The organism is Sphingomonas faeni (assembly GCF_040407495.1).
GTDB classification, from domain to species: domain Bacteria; phylum Pseudomonadota; class Alphaproteobacteria; order Sphingomonadales; family Sphingomonadaceae; genus Sphingomonas; species Sphingomonas faeni_D.
The window spans coordinates 686608-706187 of record NZ_JAPZPP010000001.1 but is presented as its reverse complement, the minus strand read 5'-3'; the positions used below and the strand labels follow the sequence as shown (position 1 = coordinate 706187).

The 19580-nt window shown below is 67.1% G+C and carries 13 protein-coding genes; 11 read left to right on the top strand and 2 right to left on the bottom strand.

What is annotated here, in order from left to right:
• Positions 1-93: 93 nt before the first annotated feature.
• The 6 genes from tsaE to trxA all read left to right on the top strand — a co-directional run bounded on the left by tsaE (position 94) and on the right by trxA (position 9016).
• Complete coding sequence (gene tsaE, locus O6W96_RS03320) at positions 94-543, top strand: tRNA (adenosine(37)-N6)-threonylcarbamoyltransferase complex ATPase subunit type 1 TsaE (protein ID WP_353468233.1); 450 nt, start codon at positions 94-96, stop codon at positions 541-543.
• Positions 540-1508 (top strand): aminoglycoside phosphotransferase family protein, encoded by a 969-nt coding sequence (locus O6W96_RS03315; RefSeq protein WP_353468508.1) that lies wholly within the window; start codon positions 540-542, stop codon positions 1506-1508. Before tsaE ends, O6W96_RS03315 begins: the two co-directional genes overlap by 4 nt.
• 53 nt (positions 1509-1561) lie before the next feature.
• Positions 1562-2260, top strand: a complete 699-nt coding sequence (locus tag O6W96_RS03310) for a nucleotidyltransferase family protein (protein ID WP_435372184.1) — start codon at positions 1562-1564, stop codon at positions 2258-2260.
• Positions 2253-5213 (top strand): double-strand break repair protein AddB, encoded by a 2961-nt coding sequence (addB, locus tag O6W96_RS03305; RefSeq protein WP_353468231.1) that lies wholly within the window; start codon positions 2253-2255, stop codon positions 5211-5213. The genes O6W96_RS03310 and addB overlap by 8 nt, the downstream gene beginning before the upstream one ends.
• Positions 5197-8628, top strand: a complete 3432-nt coding sequence (addA, locus tag O6W96_RS03300; protein WP_435372171.1) for a double-strand break repair helicase AddA — start codon at positions 5197-5199, stop codon at positions 8626-8628. The genes addB and addA overlap by 17 nt, the downstream gene beginning before the upstream one ends.
• Before the next feature lie 64 nt (positions 8629-8692).
• Positions 8693-9016 carry a thioredoxin TrxA gene (trxA, locus tag O6W96_RS03295; protein WP_055877560.1) on the top strand — a complete coding sequence of 108 codons (324 nt, stop codon included), beginning with the start codon at positions 8693-8695 and terminating at the stop codon, positions 9014-9016.
• 53 nt (positions 9017-9069) lie between these two features.
• Here trxA and argJ read toward each other — a convergent pair whose 3' ends face one another.
• Positions 9070-10296: a bifunctional glutamate N-acetyltransferase/amino-acid acetyltransferase ArgJ gene (gene argJ, locus O6W96_RS03290; RefSeq protein ID WP_353468229.1), complete on the bottom strand. Its 1227-nt coding sequence runs from the start codon at positions 10294-10296 to the stop codon at positions 9070-9072.
• Between the two features lie 77 nt (positions 10297-10373).
• On the opposite strand from argJ, the gene O6W96_RS03285 reads away from it, so the two are divergent.
• The 5 genes from O6W96_RS03285 to O6W96_RS03265 all read left to right on the top strand — a co-directional run bounded on the left by O6W96_RS03285 (position 10374) and on the right by O6W96_RS03265 (position 15835).
• Entirely contained in the window at positions 10374-11225 is an 852-nt protein-coding gene (locus tag O6W96_RS03285; protein WP_353468228.1) for an energy transducer TonB, read from the top strand.
• A gap of 53 nt (positions 11226-11278) precedes the next feature.
• A complete protein-coding gene (locus tag O6W96_RS03280) occupies positions 11279-11530 on the top strand; it encodes a hypothetical protein (protein WP_353468227.1) in 252 nt (83 codons plus the stop codon).
• Between the two features lie 99 nt (positions 11531-11629).
• Positions 11630-14368: a preprotein translocase subunit SecA gene (gene secA, locus O6W96_RS03275; RefSeq protein ID WP_353468226.1), complete on the top strand. Its 2739-nt coding sequence runs from the start codon at positions 11630-11632 to the stop codon at positions 14366-14368.
• Positions 14369-14668: 300 nt separating this feature from the next.
• A complete protein-coding gene (locus O6W96_RS03270) occupies positions 14669-15085 on the top strand; it encodes a secondary thiamine-phosphate synthase enzyme YjbQ (RefSeq protein WP_353468225.1) in 417 nt (138 codons plus the stop codon).
• Positions 15086-15208: 123 nt separating this feature from the next.
• Entirely contained in the window at positions 15209-15835 is a 627-nt protein-coding gene (locus O6W96_RS03265) for a CC0125/CC1285 family lipoprotein (protein ID WP_353468224.1), read from the top strand.
• A 173-nt stretch (positions 15836-16008) separates the two neighbouring features.
• On the opposite strand, the gene mfd is transcribed toward O6W96_RS03265, so the two are convergent.
• Positions 16009-19479: a transcription-repair coupling factor gene (gene mfd / locus O6W96_RS03260; RefSeq protein ID WP_353468223.1), complete on the bottom strand. Its 3471-nt coding sequence runs from the start codon at positions 19477-19479 to the stop codon at positions 16009-16011.
• Positions 19480-19580: the final 101 nt, after the last annotated feature.

Sequence of the window (19580 nt, the reverse complement as noted above, 5' to 3'; positions counted from 1 at the left end):
CTCCGGGGGGAGGGTCGGGGTCAGGGGCAGCCAAGCAGCGCATCGCCCGGAACAGCCCCTCACCCAACCCACTCCCCGAGGGGGAGAGGGCTAATGCACACTATCCACTTATCCGATCCGCAAGCGACCGAAGCGTTCGGGGCGCTATTGGCCGACCGCGTCCGCCCGGGCGACGTCATCACCCTCGAAGGCACGCTAGGCGCGGGCAAGACCAGCGTCGCCCGCGGAGTCCTCGCCGCACTCGGCCTCGCCGGCGAAGCGCCATCGCCCAGCTTCGCGATCGTCCAGCCCTACGAGCCGCCCGAAGTGCGCTTCCCCGTCCTCCACGTCGACCTCTACCGCATCGACGACCCCGCCGAAATCGAGGAACTAGCGCTCGACGATGCGCGCTACGATTCGCTGCTGCTCGTCGAATGGCCCGAGCGCGCAGGCCCCGACTACTGGCCGGATGCGCTTCGGCTCAGCCTGACGATCGAGCCAGATGGCACGCGCAGCTTGACAGTGGGAGTCCCGGAAGCTTGGAGGTCGCGATGGCCGACATGACCCCGCCGCCCGGCGCCGCCGCTTTTCTCGACGCTCATGGCTGGGGTGGGGCGCAGATCCTCCCGGTCGCCGGCGACGCCTCGTTCCGCCGCTATTTCCGCGCGATCGAAGCAGGGCGGCAAGCGATCCTCATGGACGCGCCACCGCCGCACGAAGATCCCCGTCCGTTCATCACGGTCGCCGAGTGGCTCGTCGAACGCGACTTCGCGGCACCAGCTATTCTGGCATGCGACCTCGACCAGGGGCTCGTGCTGATCGAGGATTTCGGCGACGATCGGCTGCGCGAGGCGGTCGATGCTTCACCGGACGAAGAACTGTCGCTGTATGCGCCCGCGATCGACTTGTTGGTGCGGCTGCGCGCCGAACCCGCTGGACCGGTCCCCCCCTATGATCGCGCCGTGCTGAAGCGCGAGGCAGGGCTATTCGTCGAATGGTACTGCCCGGCGGTTGGAATCGAGGCAGATCTTGCTGGGTGGGACGCGGCTTGGGAGTCGGTATTCGACCACGCCATCGCCGAGACGCCGGTCACGGTTTTGCGCGATTATCATGCCGAAAACCTGATGCTCGTCGGGCCGGAGCGATCGCTTGGCCTGCTCGATTTCCAGGACGCGCTCGCGGGGCATCCGGCCTATGATCTCGTGTCGTTGTTGCAGGACGCGCGGCGGACGGTCGATTCTACCGTCGAGGCGGCGATGCTCGCGCGCTATCGCGCGGCTACCGATGCGGGAGAAGGTTTCATGAACGCGTATCACGTGCTCGGCGCGCAGCGGAATGCGAAGATCCTCGGCATCTTCACGCGCCTCTGGAAGCGCGACGGCAAGCCGCATTACGCGACGATGTGCCCGCGTGTCTGGGCCTATCTGGAGCGCGATCTGGCACAGCCGGTAATGGCACCGGTCGCGGCATGGTTCGCGGCGAATGTGCCGTCAGAGTTGCGCGGCGATCCGCTGGCCTTGAGCGCGTGAGCCGCCAGCAGACGATCCGCCCTGTCCCTCGTGGAATCGTGCCCGAAACGGCGATGGTGATGGCGGCCGGACTGGGCAAGCGGATGCGCCCGCTGACCGCGACGCGACCCAAGCCACTGGTGCAGGTCGCAGGGAAACCACTGATCGATCACGTCTTCGAACGCTTGCAGGCGGCAGGGATCAAGCGCGCGGTCGTCAACGTGCATTACCTCGCGGACACGCTGGAGGCGCACGTCACCGACCGGTTCGCGGGGATCAACGTGGTGATCTCCGACGAGCGGAAAATGCTGATGGAGACGGGCGGCGGGCTCGTTCAGGCGCGGCATCTGCTCGGCGACGCGCCGGTGCTGGTGGTCAACAGCGACAACCTCTGGATCGACGGCCCGGTCGACGCGATCAGGCTGCTTGCGTCGCGTTGGGACGACGCCAAGATGGACGCGCTGCTGCTGATGGTGCCGCTCGCGCGTGCCAACAACCACCGCGGGCCGGGCGATTTCTATCTCGCCGCCGATGGCCAGATCAGCGGACGTCGCAAGTCCGGTCGGCTCGCGCCTTTCGCCTATACCGGCATCCAGATGATCCATCCGCGATTGATCGCCGACTGGCCCGAGGGACCGTTCTCGACCAACATCTTCTGGGACCGCGCGATCGCCGCCGGGCGCGCCTATGGTCAGGTCCACCAGGGCTTGTGGTTCGACGTCGGGACGCCCGCCGCGATCCCGAAGACCGAGGCGATCCTCGCGGATGGCTGACGTCGCCACGGCGGATCGCTCGACGCTCTACACGATCCCCGCGCACCGCGCGTTTGCGGACGCGCTGGTCGCCGGACTGACCCGGCGGGCGGGGCGCGATCCGCTGGCGCTCGCCCGCGCGCTGGTCGTACTTCCGAACAACCGCGCGGTAAAGGCTGTCACCGAGGCGTTCGTACGCGCGAGCGGCGGCGGGCTCGTCCTCCCGCGGCTTGTGGCGTTGGGCGATCCGGAGATGGGCGAAGCGGTTGGCGCCGCGCTCGATCCGGCGGACGACATCGATCCGCCGCTGCCCGCGGTACCGCCCTATCAGCGACGCATGATCCTCGCCCGACTGGTGTCGGAACAGCGCGCCCGCGAAGGTCATCCGGTCGATGCCGCCGAAGCGGTGCGCCTCGCGGGCGAACTCGCACGGACGCTCGATCAGTTGCTGGTCGAGGAAGTGCCGCCGATCAAGCTGCGCGATATCGAGCTTGGGCCCGAACTGACCGAACACTGGCGTCGCGCCCTGGCGACGTTCGAGATCGTCCTGCAACGCTGGCCGGGTGAACTCGCACGGCTTGATCGGATCGATGCGGCGACAAGGCGTTCGGCGTTGCTCGACCGGCTTGCCCAGCGCTGGCGGAATGCGCCTCCGGCTGGGATCGTCTGCGCGGCAGGCGTGACCGATTCCGCGCCCGCGGTCGCGCGCCTGCTCCGCTGCATCGCCGACATGCCGCAGGGCATGGTAGTGTTCGCCGGCCTCGACCTCGCGCTGCCGGACGAGGAATGGGACGCGCTCGGCCCGCATGATCCGCATCCGGTCACCGGCCTCACGCGTCGTTCGATCGAGACGCATCCGCAGTTCGATGCCAAGCTGATGCTCCTGCGCATGGGCGTCGCCCGAGGCGAGGTGCAGACTTGGCGCGAGGGCGGCGGGCATGACGCCGACCCCGCGCGTGGCCGCGCGATCGCCAACGCGCTGGCGCCCGCGGACTTCACCGGCAAATGGACGCAGATCGCCGCGGAGGATCGCCGCTTGAAGGGCGTGACCGCCGCCGAACTCGCAACGCCCGCCGAGGAAGCGCAAGCGATCGCGCTCGTCCTACGCGAGGCGTTGGAAGTGCGCGAGCGGACCGCCGCGCTCGTCACGCCGGATCGAGCCTTGGCGCGACGAGTAGCCGCGCATCTCGGGCGCTGGAACATCGGCATCGACGACAGCGCGGGAAGGCCTTTGTCGATTCTGCCGCCGGGGACGTTGCTGCTGGCGCTGGCTGAGGCGGCAGCGCAACGCTTTTCCCCGCTCGCTCTGCTGGCATTGCTGAAGCATCCGCTCGTTCGCGCGGGCGAGGACCGCCTGCTGTGGCTCGATGGTGCGCGAGCGCTCGACAGACGGCTGCGAGGACCACGGCCAGCGGCAGGGCTCGACGGGATTGCCGGACATCTGGAGGAGCGTAAAGGCACGGCGGCGACATGGTGGACCGACGTCCAGCCTCTGCTGACGCCGCTGGCGAACGCGTTCGATCAGGGGCCGCAGCCCTTGGCGTCGGTGCTCGCCTGCCTGCGAGAGACGGCGCAGACCTTGTGCGGCGACAATCTCTGGTCGGGGCTTGCAGGGCGTGCGGCGGCGGAGTTCCTTGCCGATCTTGAAGCCGAAGCCCCAGCCGGACCGCCGCAGATCGATCCGCGGGAACTGCCGCAGTTGTTGCGAACGCTGCTCGACGAGGTCGCGGTGCGGCCGGCGCCGGGAGGCCACCCACGGCTCGCGATCTACGGCCTGATCGAGGCGCGGTTGCAGACCGCCGACGTCATGGTGCTAGGCGGGCTGAACGAAGGCGTGTGGCCGGGGAGGCCTGCGCCAGATCCTTGGCTGGCGCCGCGTATCCGGATGGAGCTAGGGCTGCCGGGGTTGGAACGGCGTGTCGGTACAGCTGCGCATGATTTTGCGCAGGCGTTAGGCGCACCGCGCGCGGTAGTCACGCGGACACGCAGGGATGCGAAGTCACCCGCTTTGGCCTCGCGTCTCTGGTTGCGGTTGCAGGCGCTCGCAGGCGATCGGTTCGAACGCGCGTCGGCGCTGGAAGGCTGGACGCGCGCGCTCGACGATCCGGGCGAGCATCTGCCCGCCGACCGCCCCGCGCCGTCGCCGCCAGCGCTGCTCCGCCCGAAAGCCATTTCCGTCACCGAGGTGGATCGCCTGAAGGCCGATCCCTACGCCTTCTATGCGCGCCGTGTGCTGGGGCTGATGCCGCTCGATCCGGTCGACGCAGACCCCAGCGCCGCGTGGCGCGGGACGGCGGTGCACGACATTCTCGAGCAATGGTGGAAGCAGGACAACTGCACCGTCGATACGCTGCGGCTGCGCGCGAAAGCGATGCTCGACGACGAGCGGACGCATCCGATGATGCGCGCGCTGTGGCAGCCGCGCCTGCTCGAGGCGATCGACTGGATTGCCGGCGCCATAGTCGCGCAGGGTGAGGACGGCCGGACGGTTGCCAGCGCCGAGGGCAAGGGCAAGATCGAGATCGCCGGCGTGACCTTGTCAGGTCGCTACGACCGCATCGACAAGCTGCCCGACGGGCGCCTCGCGGTGATCGACTACAAGACCGGCAAACCCCCTTCGCCCACCGCTGTTCGCGCAGGCTACAGCCTCCAACTCGGGCTGCTCGGCCTGATCGCCGAACGCGGCGGGTTCAAGGATGTCCGCGGCACCGCGGGCGCGTTCGAATACTGGTCGCTCGGCAAGAAGCGCGACGCGTTCGGCTATATCGAGAGCCCTGTCGATCCCGATGGCAAGCGCGACAAGATCCCGACCACCGAATTCACCGCGATCGCCGCGCACAACTTCACCGAAGTCGTCCGCGAATGGCTGACCGGCAGCGCCGCGTTCACCGCGAAACTCGTGCCCGAATACGCCCCCTATGCCGAGTACGACCAGCTGATGCGACGCGACGAATGGTATGGCCGTGAGCGGTGACGCGCTCGCCACGCTCCCCCGGCTGAGGGGCGCGCAGGCCGATGCGAGCAACCCCGCCTCGCACGTCTGGCTGTCGGCGTCAGCCGGCACCGGCAAGACGCAGGTGCTGGCCGCCCGCGTGTTCCGACTGCTATTGCGCGGCGTAGATCCCGGCGCGATCCTTTGCCTCACCTTCACCAAAGCGGGCGCGGCGGAGATGGCGCAGCGCATCAACGGGCGGCTCGCCGCATGGGTGCGCATGCCCGCGCCGGCGCTGGCGGCGGACCTGATCGCGCTAGGCGAGAGCCCGGTGCAGGCATTGCAGGACCGTGCCCGCACCCTGTTTGCCAAGGTGCTCGACGCGCCGGGCGGGGGCTTGCGTATCCAGACGATCCACGGGTTTTGCCAGGGGTTGCTTGCCGCGTTCCCGGTAGAGGCCGGGCTGACGCCGGGTTTCCGACCGCTGGAAGCGCGCGAAGAGGCGGGGCTCGCGCGTGAAGCTCTGGCGTCGATGCTGTCGGACGCCGAGCGCGAAGGACGCGAGCGCCCGGTCGAGATCGTCGGGCGGCTGTCGCTGCGAATGGGCGAGGGCGGCGCGGAGGCGTTCCTGCTCGCCTGCGCGCGCGCGCTGCCCGCGCTGGAGGCCCTCCCAGTCGGCATCCAGCCCCGGCTGCGACGTGAACTCGGGCTTCCGTCAGGAGATATCGACGAGGCGATCGCGGAATGGTGCGACGCGCTCGATCTGGATGCGATTGCGCGGATCGCGGCGGCCAATCGCGCCTGGGGGACCGCTACCGGCCAGGCCGCGGCGGCAACCGTGCAGCGCTGGCTCGACTCCGAGGATCGCGCGGCGACCCTGGACGAGCTCGCCAGCGTCGTGCTGACCGGCACGGGCACGCAGCGCAAAGCCTCGAAGAAACTGATCGATGCCGAGCCCGACTATGAAGTCCTTGCGCGTGACCTGGGTGAGGCGTGCACCGACGTACTGTCGATGGTCCAGCGCGCGACGTACTGCGACCTGCTCGCCGACGGGCTGGAGGTCGGGCGCGATTACGCTCGCGGCTATGCGCTGGCCAAGCGCCGCGCAGGAGCGGTCGATTTCGACGACCTGATCGCGACGACGGTGGCGCTGCTCGACCAGCCCGGGATCGGCGAGTGGGTCCGCTACAAGCTGGACCAGGCGACCGAACACCTGCTTATCGACGAGGCGCAGGACACCAACGGGCATCAGTGGCGGATCGTCCGCGCGCTGGCGGACGAGTTCTTCGTCGGCCGCGGCATCTATGCGCCGTCGACGCGGACGCTGTTCACGGTCGGTGATTACAAGCAGGCGATCTTCGGGTTCCAGGGCACCGATCCGCTCAACTTCCAGGCGGCCGAACAGTATTTCGGCCGCCGTGCGAGCGAGGCCGAGGGCGACGACGACTGGCCCGAGGAGGAGCGCGGGCTCCCCTTGGCACGACTGTCGCTCCGCCACTCGTTCCGGTCGACGCGAACCGTGCTGGAGTTCGTCGATGCGGCGATCGATGCGATCGGCGAGCCGGGGCTCGGGATCGCAGGCGAGGTCGAACAGCACGCCAGCGAGGTCGCCGGGCCTGGCACCGTGACCTTGTGGCCGCCGGTCTCGGCTGGCGGTAGCGATGACGACGAAGAAGGCTGGGTCGACGACGCGGTGCGCAAACTCGCGAGCGATATCGCGCGCGCGGTAAAGGGCTGGCTCGCGCCCGAGACCGGGCTGATGCTGGAGAGCAAGGGGCGGCGGCTGCGGCCCGAGGACGTCATGATCCTGGTGAAGCGACGCGGCGACCTCGCCTCGCTGATCGTCGCGCGGCTCTATGCCGAGGGCGTGCCGGTGGCGGGCGTCGATCGCTTGAGGCTGAACGCGCCGCTCGCGGTGCAGGATCTGCTCGCGACGATCCGCTTCGTGTTGCAGCCCGAGGACGACCTCAGCGTCGCCGCGCTGCTCGTGTCGCCGCTGATCGGCTGGACGCAGGACGAATTGATGGCGGCGGCTCCGCGCGAGGCCGGGCCGCTATGGCGCCACCTGCAACGCACGCAACCCGCCACGCGGCTCGCCCCGTTGCTGGCGATGCTTGCGCGAGCCGACATCGCCACGCCGTACCAGTTCCTGGAGGAGTTGCTCTCCGGCCCGCTCGACGGTCGCCGAAAACTCATCCGCCGGCTCGGGACCGAGGCGCGCGATCCGATCGAGGAACTGCTCAACGCCGCCCTGACGTTCGAGAGCACGACGACGCCGTCATTGCAGCGCTTCCTCGACTGGTTCGACCGCGGCGATGTCGAGATCGTCCGCGATCCGTCGGCCCCGCTCGACGCGGTCCGGGTGATGACCGCACATGGCGCCAAGGGGTTGCAGGCGCCGCTGGTGATCCTCGCGGATGCGACGGCGGATCCGTCGGCGGCGCCACGCTCGATCCTGAAATGGGCGCCCGAGCCGGGGGCCGCGCCGATCCCGGTGTTCCGGCCGCGGTCGAGCGAGCGGGGCGGGCCGCTGGATGCCGTCGTGTCGGCCGCCGAGCAGCGCGAACTGGAGGAGCATTGGCGGCTGTTCTACGTCGCCGCCACGCGCGCCGAGGAGCGGCTGGTGATCGCCGGTGCGCTCGGGCCTCGCGCGAAGGGGGTGCCGCCGGAGAACAGCTGGTACGCTGCGTCCGATCGGGCACTGACGGCACTCGAAGTGCCGATGGGCGAGGGCGCGCGGACGTTCGCCGGGGTCGAGCCTCAGCCCGCGGTGATCGCCAAGGCTTCGGCTTCGGTCGAGATTGCCGCTAATGCGCATTTGCCGGCTTGGGCGCACGAACCCGCACCGCAAGAAGCACGTCCGCCTCGTCCGCTGTCACCGTCTGCGCTGGGTGACGACGCGGTGTCCGATCCACCGCCGACGCCAGCGATGCGCGTCGCGGCGGAGCGCGGCCGGTTGATCCATGCGCTGTTCGAGCGCCTGCCGGCGGTTGCTGCCGCTGAGCGCGAGACGGCAGCCGATCGCTGGCTGGCGAAAGCAGGCGGCGTCGACGATCCCGCCGCACGGTCCGAAATCGTGCAGAGCGTGGTCGCCGTGCTCGACGACCCGCGCTTTGCCGGGCTTTTCAGCGCGGATACGTTGGCCGAAGCGCCGATCGCCGCGACCCTCGCGAACGGCATGGTCGTATCGGGGACGGTCGATCGGCTGCTGATCGAGGCAGACCGCATCCGTGTCGTCGACTTCAAGACCGGCCGCCGCGCACCGCGCGGCCTCGACGACGTCCCGGAATACCATCTGAGGCAGATGGCGGCCTATGCCGAAGCCTTGAGCGTGATCTTCCCCGGCCGATCGGTCGAGGCGGCCTTGCTGTACACGGCCGGACCGCGGTTGATCGTGCTGGACGACGAGACGCTGGCCGCGAACAAGCCGCACTATCGGCCAACGGAGCAAAGCTAGCCCCCCGGTGGTTGAGCGCACACGCGAGCGACCTTAGATACGTCTCAACCAAGGAGAATTCACGATGGCGACCAAGCAGATCACCGATGCCAGCTTCGATGCGGACGTACTGAACGCCGACGGCCCCGTGCTCGTCGATTTCTGGGCGGAATGGTGCGGCCCGTGCAAGATGATCGGGCCGTCGCTCGAGGAAATCTCGGAGGAACTCGGCGAGAAGGTGACGATCGCCAAGCTCAACATCGACGAGAACCCCGACGCGCCCGGCAAGTACGGTGTCCGAGGCATCCCGACGATGATCCTGTTCAAGGGCGGTGCACCGGCGGCGACCAAGGTCGGCGCGGAGCCCAAGGGTCGATTGAAGGCGTGGCTTGAAGGCGAACTGGCCTAAGCTAAACTCCCGCTGTCATCCCCGCGAAAGCTGGGGTGGCGGCGTAAGGTGTTTCAGCTCCTATAGTCGGCGTTGATCGAGATATAACCGTGTGTCAGGTCGCAGGTCCAAACGGTGGCCCGGCCTTCGCCTAGCGAAAGATCGACGCCGATTTCGATTTCGTGGCCCTTGAGGTGCTCGGCGACCGGCGCCTCGTCGTAGCCGCTCAGCGCTAAGCCACCTTCGGCAACCTGCGTATTCCCGAACCGGATCGACAGCGTGTCGCGATCGGCTGGTTCGCCGGCCTTGCCGACCGCCATGACCACGCGCCCCCAGTTTGCATCCTCACCCGCGATCGCGGTCTTGACCAGCGGCGAGTTGGCGATGCTCATCGCAATGCGGTGCGCGCTGCGGTCGCTGTCCGCGCCAGTTACCTGGATCTCGATCAGCTTCTGGGCACCTTCGCCGTCACGAACCACGAGCAGGGCGAGTTGATGGCACAGGTCCGCCAACGCCGCGCAAAATGCATCCGCTCCCACGCTGTCATCGTCCGCCAGCGCGACGTTACCGGCCTTGCCTGTCGCGAACGCCAGCACGGTGTCGCTGGTCGATGTATCGCTGTCGACGGTGATGCACGAGAAGCTCGGCGCGTTCGCCTTCGACAACGCGGCTTGCAGGAATTCCGGCTCGACCGCGGCGTCGGTGAAGATGAACCCCAGCATCGTGGCCATGTCCGGCGCGATCATCCCCGAACCCTTGATAATCCCGACCAGCGTGACCGTGCGATCGCCGATCACCGCGGTCGTCACCGCGCCCTTGGTGAAGGTGTCGGTGGTCATGATCGTCGCGGCGGCGTCTTCCCAGCCGCACGGCGCGGCGGCGAACGCGGCGTCCAACCCGGCTTCGGCCTTGTCGATCGGCAACGGCACCCCGATCACCCCGGTCGACGACACGAACACGTCCGAAGGCTGGCACCCGAGATGCGCCGCCGTCCGCGCCGCGATCGCCTCGACCGCTGCCCGGCCGCGCGAGCCTGTAAACGCGTTCGAGTTTCCTGCGTTCACGACAAGCGCGCGCGCTTGGCCAAGCGTCAGCGCCGCACGGCACCACTCCACCTCGGGCGACGGACACTTGCTCGTCGTCAGCACACCCGCAACCACCGTGCCGGGCTCCAGCGTCACGAACGTCAGGTCGCAACGATCCCAGGTCTTGTATCGCGCCCGCGCGATATGCAGCGCGACGCCGTCGATCGCGGGCGCGGCGGGGAAGGGTAGGGCGAGGGGGGATGTGGACTCGGTCATGCCTGCCATTTGCCGCTTGTGTCGGGCGGCCGCAACGGCTTGGTTGCGGACCGGATCATTTCTGGGGGAATTTGTCTGTGAGGCTGTACGGAGTTGTCGCGGGCCTGGCGTTGCTCGCGCATGGACCGGCTGGCGCGGCTGGCGATCCGGTCGCGCCGAAGCCACCTGCCGAACTGGCGACGCTGTTCGGGTCCGACTCGTATCCGCCGCTAGCCGCCACCGCGCGGGAAGACGGGACGGTGATCGCCGAGTTGGCGATCGATCCGCTGGGTGCAGTGACTGGATGCCGGATCGTGACGTCCTCGAATTCGACCTCGCTCGATACGGGGACGTGTCGGATCATCATGGGTCGCAGGACGTCGTTCGCACCGGCACGCGATGCGGCGGGCAAGCCGGTTGCCGGGACGTATGAGCTCAAGGTTCGCTGGATCCTGCCGGAGCCGCCGCCCAGCCCGCTGGAGAGTGCCGGGCAGCGGTTGACGCTGCTGATTTCCAACAAGGCCATGATCAAACGCTGCGAACTTCGCACGGTGCCCGGTAACGTTGGGATCGAAGCCACGACGATGTGCGCGGGGTTTCGGGAGCTGTTCGCATCGATGTTCGGCGGCAATCCCGAGATTTCGCCTCCGGGCGACGTCGAGGCCCTGGTGCTGATCGATCGGATCGTCGGGCAGAGCGCCCCCCTGACAGGACCGATGCCGACCGGAATGACATCGGTCCAGGACGTCGGCAGCGAGTTCGTCGTCCAGCCCGATGGCCTGCGTACAAATTGCACGCCGGTCTCGACGCTGGTCGCCGCGACGACAGAGGACGACGATGCCAAAGCCGCGGATCTCTGCGACGGCGCCGAGCGGTTCGTCAAGCATCAGGGCGCGCCCATCAAGGTGCAGGATCGGCTGCGCATCGCCTATCGGCTCCTCGGGAAATGATCGCCGGACGACGGATGGACCTTGACGACGTGTTCGCATAAAGTCGGTTCCGCATGAACCTGCTGCTACTCCTCTCTGCCCTGCTCTCCGCGCTGACCGGTGCGGTGCCGGGTATGCGTGGGCAGTCCGCCCAGGCAGTGGTGCAGGGCAACGTTTGCTCGCAGTCGATAGCAGCAACGCCTGCCAAGGTCTTAATAAGGCCCGTATCTGGCCTTCCTGCCCTTCTTCAAGTTGCGGTCGCTACCACGCTGCGCACCATTGCCGTCGTCTCGCTTCCGCTATGGGCAGAGCGCCGCCGCGAATAGCGTCTTGGTGTGACCTTATCGTAACCTTTGGATCCGAGCGATCCGCTTCCGCGTGCGCCCACCGTGTGCCGCCGCGTCTCAACTTCAGGAAATCAGCCCATGTTCGGTGGCCTCGCCAAATCCTTGTTCGGTTCGTCCAACGACCGCTACGTTAAGTCGCTCAACCCGATCCTCGCCAAGATCGCCTCGTTCGAGCCGTCGCTCCAGGCGATGTCCGACGAGGAACTCTCGGCGCAGACCGTCAAGTTCCGCGCGCGCCTTGCAGAGGGCGAAAAGCTCGACGACCTCCTTCCCGAGGCGTTCGCGACCGTCCGTGAAGCGGCCCACCGCGTGCTCGGCCAGCGCCATTACGACGTCCAGATGGTCGGCGGCATCGTCCTTCACTGTGGCGAGATCGCCGAGATGCGCACGGGCGAGGGCAAGACGCTCGTCGCCACGCTCGCCACCTATCTGAACGCGCTGCCCGGCGATGGCGTCCACGTCGTCACCGTCAACGATTACCTCGCGGCGCGCGACGCGGAGTGGATGGGGCAGGTCTACACCTTCCTCGGCATGACGATCGGCGTCATCATCCCGAACCTGTCCGACGAGGAGCGCCGTGCCGCCTACGCCGCCGACATCACCTACGGCACCAACAACGAGTTCGGGTTCGACTATCTCCGCGACAACATGAAGTACGAACGCAGCGCGATGACGCAGCGCGCGTTCAACTTCGCGGTGGTCGACGAGGTCGATTCGGTGCTGATCGACGAAGCCCGCACGCCGCTGATCATCTCGGGTCCGACCGACGACAAGTCCGAACTGTACATGCAGGTCGATGCGGTCGTGAAGCAGCTCGATCCGATCGACTACGACAAGGACGAGAAGCAGAAGACGATCATCCTGACCGAGGACGGCACCGAGAAGGTCGAGCGGATGCTCGAGGCGGCGGGGCTGCTCGAGGGGCAGAACCTGTACGACTTCGAGAACACGCAGGTCGTGCATCACCTCAACCAGGCGCTGCGCGCGATCGTGATGTTCAAGTCGGACATCGACTACATCGTCAAGGACGGCAAGGTCATCATCATCGACGAGTTCACCGGTCGCATGATGGACGGCCGGCGCTGGTCGGACGGCCTGCATCAGGCGGTCGAGGCGAAGGAGGGCGTCCAGATCGAGCCCGAGAACCAGACGATGGCCTCGATCACGTTCCAGAACTATTTCCGCATGTACCCCAAGATCGGCGGCATGACCGGCACCGCGGCGACCGAGGCGGCCGAATTCTACGACATCTACAAGATCAACGTCGTCAGCATCCCGACCAATGTCGAGGTGAAGCGTGTCGACGAGGAAGACGAGTTCTACAAGGACACCAAGGACAAGTTCGCGGCGATCGCCAAGAAGATCAAGCATCACGCCGAGCTCGGCCAGCCGGTGCTGGTCGGCACGGTGTCGATCGAGAAGTCCGAGATGCTGAGCGAGTTCCTGGTCGGCGAGAACGTCGATCACAAGGTCCTCAACGCGCGCTTCCACGAGATGGAGGCGCACATCGTCGCGCAGGCCGGGCGCAAGTCCGCGGTGACGATCGCGACCAACATGGCGGGCCGCGGCACCGACATCAAACTCGGCGGCAACCTCGAATTCCGCATGCTCGACGAGCATCCGGAGCTGGTCGAGGGCACGCCCGAATATGACGAGGCGGCGGCGCGGATCACGATCGAGATCGAGGCCGAGAAGCAGGCGGTGCTCGCCGCGGGCGGCCTGTTCGTGCTCGGCACCGAGCGGCACGAGAGCCGGCGCATCGACAACCAGCTGCGCGGGCGCTCGGGGCGTCAGGGCGATCCGGGCCTGTCGCGTTTCTATCTCAGCCTCGACGACGATCTGCTGCGCATCTTCGGGCCGGACACGCTGTTCGCCAAGATGATGCGCAACAATATCGAGGACGGCGAGGCGATCGGCAGCAAGTGGCTGAGCAAGGCGATCGAGACTGCGCAGAAGAAGGTCGAGGCGCGCAACTACGACATCCGCAAGCAGGTCGTCGAATATGACGACGTCATGAACGAGCAGCGCAAGGTGATCTACGAGCAGCGTGCGGACATCATGGATGCGGATACGGTCGGCGATGTGGTGACCGATATGCGCGCGGAGACGGTCAACGTGATCGTCGGCGATGCGTGCCCGCCCAATTCGTATCCCGAGCAGTGGGATGTCGCGGGGATGAAGACTCGGCTCGCCGAGGTGATGAACCTCGAGCCGCAGATCGAGGCGTGGCTACTGGAGGAGTCGGTCGACCCCGAGGTGATCGAGGAGCGCGTCCGCGCGATGGCGGACGAGGCGATCGCGCAGAAGTCGGCGGATCTCGATGCGGAGACGTGGACGTCGGTCGAGAAGTCGATCCTGTTGCAGAATCTTGACCATCACTGGAAGGAGCATCTCGCGACGCTCGATGCGCTGCGCCAGGTCGTCCATCTGCGCGCGTACGCGCAGAAGACGCCGATCAACGAGTATAAGCAGGAGGCGTTCTCGCTGTTCCAGCGGATGCTCGAGACGATCCGCGAGGACGTGACCAAGACGATCGCGCATGCCCAGTTCCAGATGCAGGCGCCGGTCGGGCTGCCTGAGTTGCCGGACTTCATCACGACGCATTTCGACCCGTTCACGGGCGAGGATGATACGAACGATTTCGATGCGGGTACGCGTGGCCACATCACGTCGACGATGCCGCCGTTGCAGATCCCGCAGCCGCAGGAGGCCGATATCGGCGAGGATCCCGCCAACTGGGAGGGCGTGGTCAGCCGTAATGCGCCGTGCCCGTGCGGGTCGGGGCGTAAGTACAAGCAGTGCCACGGGGCTGTTTGAGGGGCTGACAGACTGACGCTGCGACCTCCTGACTTGTACCACCCCGGCGGAGGCCGGGACTTAGTTGGAAAGGTCGCAGTAACGGGGCGTCCCCGTAGTTAGCGACGTCCCTTAACTGGGCCCCGGCCTCCGCCGGGGTGGTTAAGACATATACTGCCCCCTCCGGTTCTCCCGCGAAGGCGGGAGTCCAGCCTACCGGCGATGGCCTATGGAACTCCTGGACCCCCGCCTTCGCGGGGGAACGGCAACCCCCGGGGAAAGGGACACGGAGCAACTCTTCCTACCGATCGTTACCCACCCATGCGCCAAGCCACCACGACCCTAACCATCGACACCACCCGCCAAGGCCTCGTCGACGTCACCGACAAGATCGTCCGCTGGACCCGCGAACAACGCCTCGTCGAAGGCCTCCTCACGATCTTCTGTCGCCACACCTCCGCCTCCCTCCTGATCCAGGAAAATGCCGCCCCCGAGGTCCGCACCGACCTCGAAGCCTATTTCGCCCGCATCGCCCCCGAATCGCGTGACTATGAACACGACGACGAAGGCCCCGACGACATGCCTGCCCACCTCCGCACCGCGCTCACCCAGGTCCAGCTCTCGATCCCGCTGATCGACGCGCGACTCGCGCTCGGGACGTGGCAGGGCATCTACCTGTTCGAGCACCGCCGTCGCCCACATCGCCGCACGCTCGCGCTTCACGTCATCGGCGACTGACCCAGATCATGAAAAATGAGTCAGCAAGGTGGCGCATTGGAGCGATCCCGTTCATCAACCGTTCCACCATTGACGGCTAATAAGCGGCGTTTCGCCGCATTCGCCGCGAACGGAGACGACACCATGTTCAAGACACCGGGTCGCAAGGTCGCATTCGCAGCGCTCGCAACGGGCGCGCTGCTGCTGGCCGGATGCGCGACCGAGACCGCTTATCGCCCCGCGACGGGGCAGGGGTTCAACCGCACCGGCTATAGCGACCGCCAGGTCGAGCCCGGCCGCTTCCTCGTCAGCTTCGCCGGCAACAGCGTCACGTCGCGCGATACCGTCGAGCGCTACCTCTTCTTCCGCGCGGCCGAGCTGACGTTGCAGAACGGCTACGACTATTACCTGATGGCCGACCGCGACACCAACCTCCAGTCGCGGACCTACTCGACACCGGGAATCGGCGGCGGGTTCGGCTATGGCGGTTTCGGCGGCTATTGGGGTCCATCGTGGCGCTATTACGGCCGCGGCTTCGGATGGCGCAACTGGAGCCCGTACGGCGGCTTCGGTGGTGGTTTCGGCGGTGGCTATGGCGGTTTCGGTGGCGGCCCGTGGGGCAACGACTTCGATGTCCGCACGATCGATCGGTATGAAGCGACCGCCGAGATCGTGATGCGCAAGGGCCCGATCCCGCGCGACAACATCCGCGCGTTCGATGCGCGGAAGGTTGTCGACAGCATCGGACCGAGCGTCGTGTTGCCGAAGTAAGCGGTACCTTCGAGATGTCAAAACGGCCGGGCTACCCAGGGTAGTCCGGCCTTTTTCGTAGCGCTGCTCCCTCTCCCCTTCGGGGAGAGGGTGGGGTGAGGGGCTGTTATAGAGGGCATCGCGCGCGGCGCCCCTCACCCAACCCTCTCCCCGAAGGGGAGAGGGCTAAGAACTCATCCCGCAGCCTTCGCCAGCCCCTTCGACAGCTGTAGCGCCCCGTGCAGCCGCGCTTTCGGATCGCCCCACGCCCGTTGCAGCACCAGCTTGCTGTCCGGCCGCAACCGCGCGACCCCGTTCAGCCGCTCGACATACGCGAGCAGCTTGTCGATGTTCGGCGGCTTGTCGTCGTGGAACGAGACCAGCACGCCCTTCGGCCCGACGTCGATCTTTGACACGCACGCGCGTTTCGCGTTCAGCTTGATCTCGATGACCTTGATCAGATTCTCGGTGGCATCCGGCAGCGGGCCGAAGCGATCGATCATCTCGGCGGCGAACGCCTCGATCTCCTGGCCCTCGTCGAGATCGTTGAGGCGGCGATACAGCCCCATCCGCAGGTCGAGATCGGGCACATAATCCTCGGGTATGAGGATCGGCGCATCCACCGTGATCTGCGGCGAGAAATCGCGCGGCCGCGATGAGGTCATGCCGCCGGCCTTGGCGTCCATGATAGCCTCCTCGAGCATCGCCTGGTAGAGTTCGAACCCGACCTCCTTGATGTGCCCGGTCTGTTCGTCGCCGAGCATGTTGCCCGCGCCGCGGATATCCAGATCGTGGCTCGCCAGCTGGAAGCCCGCCCCCAGCGAATCGAGGTCGGACAGCACCTTGAGGCGCTTCTCCGCCGTCACCGTCATCTGCCGCTCGGGCGGCGTCACGAGATACGCATACGCGCGCGTCTTCGACCGTCCGACGCGTCCGCGCAACTGGTACAGCTGCGCGAGGCCGAAGCGGTCGGCACGGTGGACGATCATCGTGTTGGCGGAGGCGATGTCGATCCCGCTCTCGATGATCGTGGTCGAGACGAGCACCTCGAACTTCTTGTCGTAGAACGCCGACATGCGTTCCTCGACCTCGGTCGGCGACATTTGGCCGTGCGCGACGACGAAGCGGATCTCGGGCACCTGTTCGCGCAGGAAATCCTCGATCTCGGGCAGGTCCGCGACGCGCGGCGTGACGACGAAGCTCTGCCCGCCGCGGTAATGCTCGCGGAGTAATGCCTCGCGCAGCACGACCGGGTCGAACGGCATGATGTACGTCCGCACGGCGAGGCGATCGACCGGCGGGGTCTGGATCACCGACAGCTCGCGGATCCCCGACATCGCCATCTGCAGCGTGCGCGGGATCGGCGTCGCGGTCAGCGTCAGCATGTGGACGTCCGCCCGCAGCGCCTTCAGCCGCTCCTTGTGCGTCACGCCGAAGCGCTGCTCTTCGTCGACCACCACCAGCCCGAGCCGCTTGAAGTCGATATTCTTCGCGAGCAGCGCATGCGTGCCGATGACGACGTCGATCGTGCCGTTTGCGAGCCCCTCCTTGGTCGCCTTCGCCTCGCTCGCGGTGACGAGGCGCGACAGCCGGCCCATGTTCATCGGGAAGCCTTCGAAGCGGGCGACGAAATTGTTGTAATGCTGGCGCGCAAGCAGCGTCGTCGGGCAGACGATCGCGACCTGCTTGCCACCCATCGCTGCGACGAATGCGGCGCGGAGCGCGACCTCGGTCTTGCCGAAGCCGACGTCGCCGACCACCAGTCGGTCCATCGGTTTGCCCGCGGCGAGATCGCCGAGCACGTCCTCGATCGCGCGGTCCTGATCCTCGGTTTCCTCGTACGGGAAGCGGTCGACGAAGCTCGGATAGCCGCTCGCATCGGGTTCGAGCACGTCGCCCGGATGCAGCGCCCGCTCGGCGGCGGTCGCGATGAGTTCGCCGGCGATCTCGCGGATCCGCTCCTTCATCTTCGACTTGCGGCGCTGCCAGCCTTCGCCGCCGAGACGGTCGAGCGTCGCGCCTTCTTCGGACGAACCGTAGCGCGAGAGGACGTCGATATTCTCGACCGGCACGTACAGCTTGTCGCCGCCGGCATAGCTGAGCGCGACACAGTCGTGCGGGCTCTGGCCGACCGGGATCGAGGTCAGTCCCTCGTACCGCCCGATGCCGTGCTCGGTGTGGACGACCAGATCGCCCGGCGTCAGCGTCGCGAGTTCGGCGAGGAACGCGTCGGCGGATTTCTTGCGCTTCTTGCGGTGCACGAGACGGTCGCCGAGCATGTCCTGCTCGGTGAGCACCGCGATCCCCGGCGCGGTGAAGCCGTGATCGAGCGGCAGGACGATCAGCGCGACGCCGAAGCTCTTGGCGGTATCGGCGATGCCGAGCGCCTCCTGCCAGGTCTCGGCGTGCTTGCCGCCTTTCATCCCGTGATCGGCAAGCAGGCTCCCCAGGCGTTCGCGTGCACCGATCGAGTAGCTGGCGAGGATCGGCTTGCGGCCTTGTTTCCTGAGCTTCTCGACGTGGTCGGCGACGGCTTCGTAGATGTTCGCTTGCGCCGCGCGCTCGGGTCCGAAGTCGCGTGGGCCGTCGACATCGAAGTCGAGCACGGTGTCGCTCGGCGGTTCGTGGAACGGCGAGGTGATGTGCGCCGCGAACGCCTCGACCCCGCCGGACCATTCCTGCGCGTCGAGATAGAGCGCCTTGGCGGGCATCGGGCGGTAGCTGCCGGGCTGCGCGGCCTCGGCGCGCTTGCGGTTCTCGTAATAGTCGGCGATCGATTCGAGCCGGCTTTCGACCGCCGCCGCGACGCCGTTATCGCGGACCACCACGTCGTCGGCGCCGAGATGGTCGAACAGCGTCGCCATCTTCTCCTCGAACAGCGGCAGCCAATGCTCCATGCCCGCGATCCGCCGGCCTTCGGAAATCGCCTGGTACATCGGATCGCCGGTCGCGGTCGCACCGAACGCGTCGCGGTAGCGCGTGCGGAAACGCTTGATCGAGTCCTCGTCGAGCAGCGCCTCGGAGGCGGGGAGCAGGACGAAGCCGTCGATCCGGCCGGTGGTGCGTTGGTCCGCCGCGTCGAACGTGCGGACGCTCTCGATCTCATCGCCGAAGAAATCGAGGCGGAGCGCGTGGTCTTCGCCCGACGGGTAGAGATCGACGATCCCGCCGCGCACCGCGTACTCACCCTGATCGTGGACGGTGTCGGTGCGGACATAGCCGTTCGCCTGGAGCAGCATCGCGAGCTTGTCGCGACCAATCCGTTCGCCGGGGGCGAGCCTCGCGACGAGTTGGCGGATGCGGAACGGGGTGAGGACGCGTTGGGTCGCGGCGTTGGCGGTGGTGAGTAGAAGCTGCGGCCCCTTGGGTTTGCCTTGCAGGCGTTGGAGCGCGGCGACACGCTCGGCCATGATGCGGAGCGTGGGTGAGGCGCGGTCGTAAGGGAGGCAGTCCCAGGCGGGGAAGCTCAGCACTTCGAGATCGGGCGCGAAATACGCCGCGGTCGAGGCGACCGCACGCATCGCCGCATCGTCCGGCGCGATGAACACCGCGCGAGTTTTCGCGGCGCGCGCGAGATCGGCGAGCAGCGAAGGCTGGAAGCCGGAGGGCACGCCCGAGAGGATCAGCGGGCTCGTCGCGGAAAGGATCGTCTTGAGGTCTGGCATTCGAACTCCCCCCTCCCTGGAAGGGAGGGGCTGGGGGTGGGTTGGTATGAGGCGCGTGTCACGACCGCCAAGCGGCCGACCCACCCCCGACCCCTCCCTTC

Bases quoted from the DNA above. Each gene is read 5' to 3' on its own strand.
- mfd (WP_353468223.1), bottom strand. From the start codon at position 19,479: ATGCCAGACCTCAAGACGATCCTTTCCGCGACGAGCCCGCTGATCCTC.
- O6W96_RS03270 (WP_353468225.1), top strand. From the start codon at position 14,669: ATGCGCCAAGCCACCACGACCCTAACCATCGACACCACCCGCCAAGGC.
- secA (WP_353468226.1), top strand. From the start codon at position 11,630: ATGTTCGGTGGCCTCGCCAAATCCTTGTTCGGTTCGTCCAACGACCGC.
- argJ (WP_353468229.1), bottom strand. From the start codon at position 10,296: ATGACCGAGTCCACATCCCCCCTCGCCCTACCCTTCCCCGCCGCGCCC.
- O6W96_RS03280 (WP_353468227.1), top strand. From the start codon at position 11,279: ATGAACCTGCTGCTACTCCTCTCTGCCCTGCTCTCCGCGCTGACCGGT.
- tsaE (WP_353468233.1), top strand. From the start codon at position 94: ATGCACACTATCCACTTATCCGATCCGCAAGCGACCGAAGCGTTCGGG.
- addA (WP_435372171.1), top strand. From the start codon at position 5,197: ATGGCCGTGAGCGGTGACGCGCTCGCCACGCTCCCCCGGCTGAGGGGC.
- trxA (WP_055877560.1), top strand. From the start codon at position 8,693: ATGGCGACCAAGCAGATCACCGATGCCAGCTTCGATGCGGACGTACTG.
- addB (WP_353468231.1), top strand. From the start codon at position 2,253: ATGGCTGACGTCGCCACGGCGGATCGCTCGACGCTCTACACGATCCCC.
- O6W96_RS03315 (WP_353468508.1), top strand. From the start codon at position 540: ATGACCCCGCCGCCCGGCGCCGCCGCTTTTCTCGACGCTCATGGCTGG.
- O6W96_RS03265 (WP_353468224.1), top strand. From the start codon at position 15,209: ATGTTCAAGACACCGGGTCGCAAGGTCGCATTCGCAGCGCTCGCAACG.
- O6W96_RS03310 (WP_435372184.1), top strand. From the start codon at position 1,562: ATGGTGATGGCGGCCGGACTGGGCAAGCGGATGCGCCCGCTGACCGCG.